This is a genomic window from Streptomyces sp. 13-12-16, assembly GCF_002114215.1.
GTDB lineage: Bacteria > Actinomycetota > Actinomycetes > Streptomycetales > Streptomycetaceae > Streptomyces.
In genome coordinates this window covers 1-520 of the sequence record NZ_NCTE01001346.1, presented here as the reverse complement: position 1 = coordinate 520, position 520 = coordinate 1, and the positions used below count along the sequence as shown (strand labels likewise).

Genomic DNA, 520 nt, shown 5'->3' with positions numbered 1-520 from the left:
GGCGGGGACGGCACCCAGGCGCTGGTGGCGGAGGTGGCCGCCCGCCACGACCTGCCCTTCCTGGTGATCCCGGCCGGCACCCGCAACCACTTCGCGCTCGACCTCCGTCTCGACCGGGACGACCCGGCGAAGGCCCTCGACGCCCTGACGGACGGCGTCGAACTCCGGGTCGACCTCGGGTTCGCCGCCGGCCGGGTCTTCGTCAACAACGCCTCCTTCGGCACGTACGCGGCGGTCGTGGGCGATCCCGCGTACCGGGAGGAGAAGCGCCGGACCACGCTCCGGATGCTGCCCGGTCTGCTGTCCGGCCCGTCGGCGCCCCGGCTGCGGATGCGGGCCGGCGGGACGCGGGCGGACGGGCTGCAGGCCCTGCTGGTCAGCAACAACCCGTATCCGCGGGCGGTCGACGCCTCCCGGCCGGGGCGCCGGGATCGGCTGGACTCCGGACGGCTCGGGGTGCTGGGGGTGCGGGTCGAGAGCGCGGTGCGGGCCGCCGGGACGGTGCGCGGCCCCCGCGCGG

Annotated in this window: 1 protein-coding gene; it reads left to right on the top strand. The window is 77.3% G+C overall.

The features are described from left to right. A partial coding sequence (locus B7767_RS40730) for a diacylglycerol kinase family protein (RefSeq protein WP_306298052.1) occupies positions 1-520 on the top strand: 520 nt, incomplete at both ends.